Origin of the sequence: Rhodopseudomonas sp. WA056 (assembly GCF_010906995.1) — a bacterium.
GTDB lineage: Bacteria > Pseudomonadota > Alphaproteobacteria > Rhizobiales > Xanthobacteraceae > Rhodopseudomonas > Rhodopseudomonas palustris_G.
In genome coordinates, this window is sequence record NZ_QPFS01000062.1 from 22030 (window position 1) to 28072 (window position 6043).

Sequence of the window (6043 nt, forward strand, 5' to 3'; positions counted from 1 at the left end):
GCGGGGCCGGTTTTTCGTTCACGGTCGAACAAGACGGCGGCCCTGCATGCAGGGCGGCCTGCTGCAGAAGTGCGAGCACGGTCGTTTGATGTTCAATATTGATCAGCCGGACTCGGCACCAGATAGTGACGATCGCGACGGCGACGTCACAATGCACGATGGCACGATGCACGACGTCACGATGCACGGCCAGGGATCGTTCTTCGGCCGCCGCAAGGGCCACAAGCTGCGCGCGCATCAGGCCGACCTGATCGAGCATCTGCTGCCGCATCTGGCGCTGCAGATCGGCGGGCCGGCTCCCGAACCGCTCACCGCGCTGTTCGATCCGCCGATCGAACATGTTCGCCTCGAGATCGGCTTCGGCGGCGGTGAGCATCTGATCGCCGAAGCGCTGGCGCATCCGGACACCGGGTTCATCGGCGCCGAACCATACGTCAACGGCATGGCCAAGATCCTGGCGCGGATCGAGGCCGACAACATCCGCAACATCCGGCTGTTCGCCGGGGACGCCTCCGAGCTGCTGGCCTGGGTGCCGGCCGGCTCGCTGGCGCGGATCGATCTGATTCATCCCGATCCGTGGCCGAAGCGGCGGCACTGGAAGCGACGCTTCGTACAGGACGGCACCGTCACGGCGATGTCGCGCGCGCTGGCGCCGCACGGCGAATTCCGCTTCGTCAGCGACATCGACGGCTACAACGCCTGGACGCTGGCGCATCTGCTACGCGTACCCGATTTCGACTGGCTCGCCGAGCGCGCCGACGACTGGCGCAAGCCGTGGCCGAACTACACGATGACGCGGTACGGCCGCAAAGCTGAGCGCGAGGGCCGGCGCGCCAACTATCTGCGTTTCGAACGAGCCTGACCCTGCCGGCGATTAGTTCGCCGTCTGCGCGGCGCGACGAGCGTTGCGGACGTCGGTGGCCTCCCACACCATCCGCTTGCCGCGTTCACGGCCGAGCAGTTCGATCGGATCGTGATTGTCGATGTGGCCGAACTGACCTTTGTAGACGCTGTAACCGCACAGCTCCTGCAGCCGCCGTGGGAAGCGCTGCGCGATCTCTCTGGGAATTCCGAGCTGCAGGTTCTCCTGCTGCCGCATCCACCCCCAGCAATAGGCGCAGGAGAACGCAAAGCGGCGCGCCTCCGATGTATTGGGGCCGCCGCCGTGCCACAGCGCGCTGTCGAACAGCATCACGCTGCCCGCCGGCATCGTCGCGGTGATCGCGTCGTAGTCCTGGCCGTACACCGGCGAGGTCTCGTACTTATGACTTCCGGGAATGATCCGCGTCGCGCCGTTAGTTGCGGTGAAGTCCGACAGCGCCCAGATCGCGTTCAGCGTGATCGGAATGTGCGGCCGCGGCAGCGGAATGAGTTGGGTATCTTCGTGGATCGGCTGCGCCTCCTGGCCGGGCCCGAGCACCAGCGAGCAGAACGACGACAGCAGGCACTCCTTGTCGAGCACCGCTTCGACGATCGGCAGCACGCTACCGTGCAGCGGCACCTGCCAGAACACCTCGTCGTAGGTCAGCAGGTTGTTGACCCGCAGCGTCTTGAAGCCTTCGAACGACGTCTTGGCACAATCGAGCTGGTGGTCGCGCTCGATCCGTTCGACCGCCTCGATCAGCGCCGCCACCAATGCGGGATCGGCGGCCCGCTCGATCACGGTGTAGCCGTCATCGCGAATGCGCCGGGCATGCGTGGTGATTTCAGCCTCGCTGAGCATGATCGTCCTCCCTGGCCGGCGCTGTGGCGCGCCGTTGAGGCCAGCATAGGAGGAAATCGGCCACGCTGTCAGCCGGGCGCCGCTTCAGGCGTCGGCCTGCCGCATTTTCCAGAAGCCGAGCACTCGCTGCGCCGTCGACGGCGCCAGCCGCTCGAAATTATGCTGCGCCTCCTCGACATCGGGGCAGACCACCGAGCGGTCCGGGCCGAGCCGCAGCCCGATCAACGCCCGCACCGTCGCCCAGCCGAACCCGAGCGCCTTGCCGAGGATCAGCACCGGATCGTGGCGCTCGCCCGACATCATTTGATCGAGCGTCGAGATCCGGGTGCCGGTCATCGCCGACAGCGCCGCAACGGTCTCTTCGTACTGATGCTCCCGAGCGAAGCCCAGAACGGTGGCCTCGTTCAGTTCGCCCTTGTTGTGCAGGCTGACCACCAGACGCTGCGCCGTGTCGAATTCGCGCTGGACCGAGGGCTGCCGGGATTCGCCGGCGAGTTCGCGCATCGCGCGGTTGATGGCGATCCGGGCGCTCGGCCGCGCGCTTTCGAACAGCCGGCGCCGCACCAGGTCGGTCGAGCACGCGAGGAGATCCTTCAGCCGCGGAGCCGACAGATCGTCCCGGGTACCGACCGCGATCGCCAGCACGCCGTCCTGCGCGGCGCGGCGGATCAGGCCGTTGAATCCGGTATCGGAGAACTGGGCGCCGAGATTGCTCGCGACTTTGCGCACCACGTCACGGTCGCCGCGCCGGACGATCACATCGGTGACCGGGGGCGCGATGGCGGAACGTTCCGAGATCGCCAGCAGATGGGTCTGGCCACGCTGCTTGGCGAGCTCGACCAGGGTCGAATCGTCGATCATCGCCGAACGCCGCAGCAGCGGCCCGGCAATTCCGATGTCCTGGTCGTGCACCAATTGCCGGATCAGTTGCGGCGGCGCGTTGCCGACTTCCGAGAACCGCCGCGCCAGCTCGCTGCGGACCTCGACGTCGATCTCCGGCACCAGCGTCAGCAGGATGCCGTCGAACAGCGCCACGTGATCGGGCCGAAAGCTGTCGGCTCCGCGCACGTAAAGGTCCGAAATGCGGCGCACGGCATCGGCGCGCCGGACAGGGTCGCCCTGCCTGACGATGTCGTCGAGTTCGGGAAGGAGAGAATTCGCGGCAGACATCCATCGTTCTCGCGGTCAGGCCGCATCGGTACAGCCGGAACCTAAAGACGCGGCGTGAACGAAGGGTTGAGCCGCCGCGTCGCATTTGCGCGGGCCGGACGTTCGCCGGCGCAGCGGCCGGCGCCGCTCGGCTCTTGTCGCTGGGCCCGAAAAGCGCTATATCGGCGTCACTTCGAAATTCTCATACGATCCGTATCGAGAGTGGGCCCTGCGGGACCCGCTCTTTTTTATTACCTGGATCGTCGGACTCGGACCGAAGCGCCGTGGGGCGCACGGCCTCATTCACCACCTAGATACCGCAAATCGGCGAGACTTTAGAACGCTTTGACCCAGGATATGACCGAACCGACCGCCGTAACACCGGACACCGATCTGCTGGCCGAACCGCGCCTGGTGATCGAGCCCGGCGTCGCAGCGCGGTTCTGCGCTGTCGCCGAGCCGGTCTTGTTGGCAATGGGATACCGCCTGGTTCGGATCAAAGTGTCGGGCGAAGCCGGTTGCACGGTGCAGATCATGGCCGAGCGGCCGGACGGCACCATGTTGATCGACGATTGTGAAGCGGTATCGCGGGCGCTGTCGCCGGTGCTCGACGTCGCCGACCCGATCGACCGCGCCTACCGGCTCGAGATCTCCTCGCCGGGGATCGACCGGCCGCTGGTCCGCCGTTCGGATTTCGCCCGCTACGCCGGGCACTTGGTCAAGGTCGAAATGGCCGTGGCGCATCAGGGCCGCAAGCGCTTCCGCGGCCTCCTCGACGGCGTCGAGGGTGACGCGGTGCGGATCCAGCGCGACGAAGCGCCCAAGGGCGAAGACCCGCTGGTGCTGCTGCCGATGCACGACATCGGCGATGCGCGGCTGGTGCTGACCGACGAGCTGGTCGCCGAATCGATGCGCCGCGGCAAACAGGCCGAGCGCGACCTGAAGCAGAGCCTCGGGCTGGCACCGGAGCCGCCGCCGCACGCCAAGCGCAGCGATCCGACCAAGAGCCAGGCACCCAAGCGCGGCGCCAAGGCCGCCAAGGCCGCGGCCAAGCCGAAACCGCAGAACACCAAGCAACACCGCCTCGCCGCCGACAGAGCGCGGCGCGGCGAGATCGACACCTCTGAGGGAGACTGACCATGGCCGTCAGCGCCAATAGGCTGGAACTGCTGCAGATCGCCGATGCGGTGGCTCGCGAGAAAACCATCGACCGCGGCATCGTGATCGCCGCGATGGAGGACGCGATCGCCAAGGCGGCGCGCGCCCGCTACGGCTCGGAGACCGATGTCCACGCCGAGATCGATCCGAAGAAGGGCGAGCTGCGGCTGTCGCGCCACATGCTGGTGGTCGAGCAGGTCGAGAACCCCGCCAACCAGATTTCGCTGAAGGACGCGCAGCGCGCCAATCCGGGCGCGCAGATCGGCGACACCATCGCCGACACCCTGCCGCCGCTGGAATACGGCCGCATCGCCGCGCAGTCGGCCAAGCAGGTGATCGTGCAGAAGGTCCGCGAGGCCGAGCGCGACCGCCAGTACATGGAATTCAAGGATCGCATCGGCGACATCGTCAACGGCGTCGTCAAGCGCGTCGAATACGGCAGCGTGATCGTCGATCTCGGCCGCGGCGAAGCCATCATCCGCCGCGACGAGATGCTGCCGCGCGAATCGTTCCGCAACGGCGACCGCGTCCGCGCCTATGTGTTCGACGTCCGCCGCGAGACCCGTGGGCCGCAGATCTTCCTGTCGCGCACCCATCCGCAGTTCATGGCCAAGCTGTTCGCCCAGGAAGTGCCGGAGATCTACGACGGCATCGTCGAGATCAAGGCGGTCGCCCGCGATCCCGGCTCGCGCGCCAAGATCGGCGTGGTGTCGCGCGATTCGTCGGTCGATCCGGTCGGTGCCTGCGTCGGCATGCGCGGCTCGCGCGTGCAGGCCGTGGTGAACGAATTGCAGGGCGAGAAGATCGACATCATCCCGTGGTCGCCGGACATCGCCACCTTCGTGGTCAACGCGCTGGCGCCGGCCGAGGTCTCCAAGGTGGTGATCGACGAAGATCGCGAGCGGATCGAGGTTGTGGTTCCGGACACCAATAACCAGCTATCGCTTGCGATCGGCCGCCGCGGCCAGAACGTGCGTCTGGCCTCGCAGCTCACCGGCTGGGATATCGACATCCTGACCGAGACCGAGGAATCCGAACGCCGTCAGGCCGATTTCGAGAAGACCACCCGGGCCTTCATGGACGCGCTGAACGTCGACGAGGTCGTCGGCCAGTTGCTGGCCTCTGAAGGCTTCACCTCGGTCGAGGAACTGGCGCTGGTCGATCCGCGGGAGCTGGCCTCGATCGAAGGTTTCGACGAGGAGACCGCGGCCGAGCTGCAGACCCGCGCCCGTGAATATCTCGACCAGATCGAATCCGAGCTCGAGGCGCGCCGCACGGAACTCGGCGTCGAGGACGCGCTCAAGGACGTGCCCGGCGTCACATCGAAGATGCTGGTCAAGTTCGGCGAGAACGACGTCAAGACGGTCGAGGATCTGGCCGGCTGCGCCACCGACGATCTGGTCGGCTGGACCGAGCGCAAGGACGGCGGCGAGCCGGTGAAGTATCCTGGCATTCTCGACGGCATGGAGCTGTCGCGCGAGGACGCCGAGCACCTGATCATGCAGGCCCGCGTCAAGGCCGGCTGGATCGACGAGTCGGAGCTGGCCTCCGACGAGGAACCTGCGGACGACGCGTCCGAAGCCGCGGCGGACTGACCCGCCGATGCCTCGCGACCCGAACCCGCGTAGCATGTGAGATGAAAGGTCCGCTGCACTTATGCTCGCTGCCGCTGCAGATCTCGACGACGGACCGCGGGCCAAAACGCCCGCGACCGAACGGATGTGCGCGGTCACACGGCAGGTCCGGCCGACCGGAGAACTGATCCGGTTCGTGGTCGGCCCGCAGGGCGAAGTGGTGGCCGATCTGAAGCGCAAGCTGCCCGGCCGCGGGCTGTGGGTGACGGCGTCGCGCGCGATGGTGGCGCAGGCGGTCCGCCGCCGCGTCTTCGCCAAAGGATTCAAGCGCGACGTCAAGGCGCCGGCGGATCTCGCCGACGCCGTCGAGCGGCTGCTGGTGCGGTCGGCGCAGGATGCGCTGGCAATCACCGCCAAGGCCGGCCAGGTGGTCTGCGGC

At 67.1% G+C, this 6043-nt stretch carries 6 protein-coding genes; 4 read left to right on the plus strand and 2 right to left on the minus strand.

Annotation, left to right across the window (positions count from 1 at the left end; translation table 11 throughout):
- Window positions 1–151 precede the first annotated feature (151 nt).
- Entirely contained in the window at window positions 152–862 is a 711-nt protein-coding gene (locus tag DU475_RS13615) for a tRNA (guanine(46)-N(7))-methyltransferase TrmB (protein ID WP_164632437.1), read from the plus strand.
- A 12-nt stretch (window positions 863–874) separates the two neighbouring features.
- Here DU475_RS13615 and DU475_RS13620 read toward each other — a convergent pair whose 3' ends face one another.
- Together DU475_RS13620 and DU475_RS13625 are read right to left on the minus strand one after the other, a co-directional pair.
- A complete protein-coding gene (locus DU475_RS13620) occupies window positions 875–1723 on the minus strand; it encodes a phytanoyl-CoA dioxygenase family protein (RefSeq protein WP_047309127.1) in 849 nt (282 codons plus the stop codon).
- A gap of 84 nt (window positions 1724–1807) precedes the next feature.
- On the minus strand, window positions 1808–2893 hold the full coding sequence (locus tag DU475_RS13625) for a DUF2336 domain-containing protein (RefSeq protein WP_013500025.1): 1086 nt from the start codon (window positions 2891–2893) through the stop codon (window positions 1808–1810).
- A 336-nt stretch (window positions 2894–3229) separates the two neighbouring features.
- Between DU475_RS13625 and rimP the strand changes: the two genes are divergently transcribed.
- The 3 genes from rimP to DU475_RS13640 form a co-directional block, all read left to right on the plus strand.
- The gene (gene rimP, locus DU475_RS13630) at window positions 3230–4009 is read left to right on the plus strand and encodes a ribosome maturation factor RimP (protein ID WP_047309126.1); all 780 of its coding nucleotides are present in this window, start codon (window positions 3230–3232) and stop codon (window positions 4007–4009) included.
- A 2-nt stretch (window positions 4010–4011) separates the two neighbouring features.
- On the plus strand, window positions 4012–5625 hold the full coding sequence (nusA, locus tag DU475_RS13635) for a transcription termination factor NusA (protein ID WP_047309125.1): 1614 nt from the start codon (window positions 4012–4014) through the stop codon (window positions 5623–5625).
- Between the two features lie 61 nt (window positions 5626–5686).
- Window positions 5687–6043 (plus strand): DUF448 domain-containing protein (locus DU475_RS13640; RefSeq protein ID WP_164632436.1); only part of this gene is annotated, 357 nt, incomplete at its 3' end.

Coding starts and splice junctions, on each gene's coding strand:
- DU475_RS13615 (WP_164632437.1), top strand. CDS start 152: ATGCACGATGGCACGATGCACGACGTCACGATGCACGGCCAGGGATCG.
- DU475_RS13620 (WP_047309127.1), bottom strand. CDS start 1,723: ATGCTCAGCGAGGCTGAAATCACCACGCATGCCCGGCGCATTCGCGAT.
- DU475_RS13625 (WP_013500025.1), bottom strand. CDS start 2,893: ATGTCTGCCGCGAATTCTCTCCTTCCCGAACTCGACGACATCGTCAGG.
- rimP (WP_047309126.1), top strand. CDS start 3,230: ATGACCGAACCGACCGCCGTAACACCGGACACCGATCTGCTGGCCGAA.
- nusA (WP_047309125.1), top strand. CDS start 4,012: ATGGCCGTCAGCGCCAATAGGCTGGAACTGCTGCAGATCGCCGATGCG.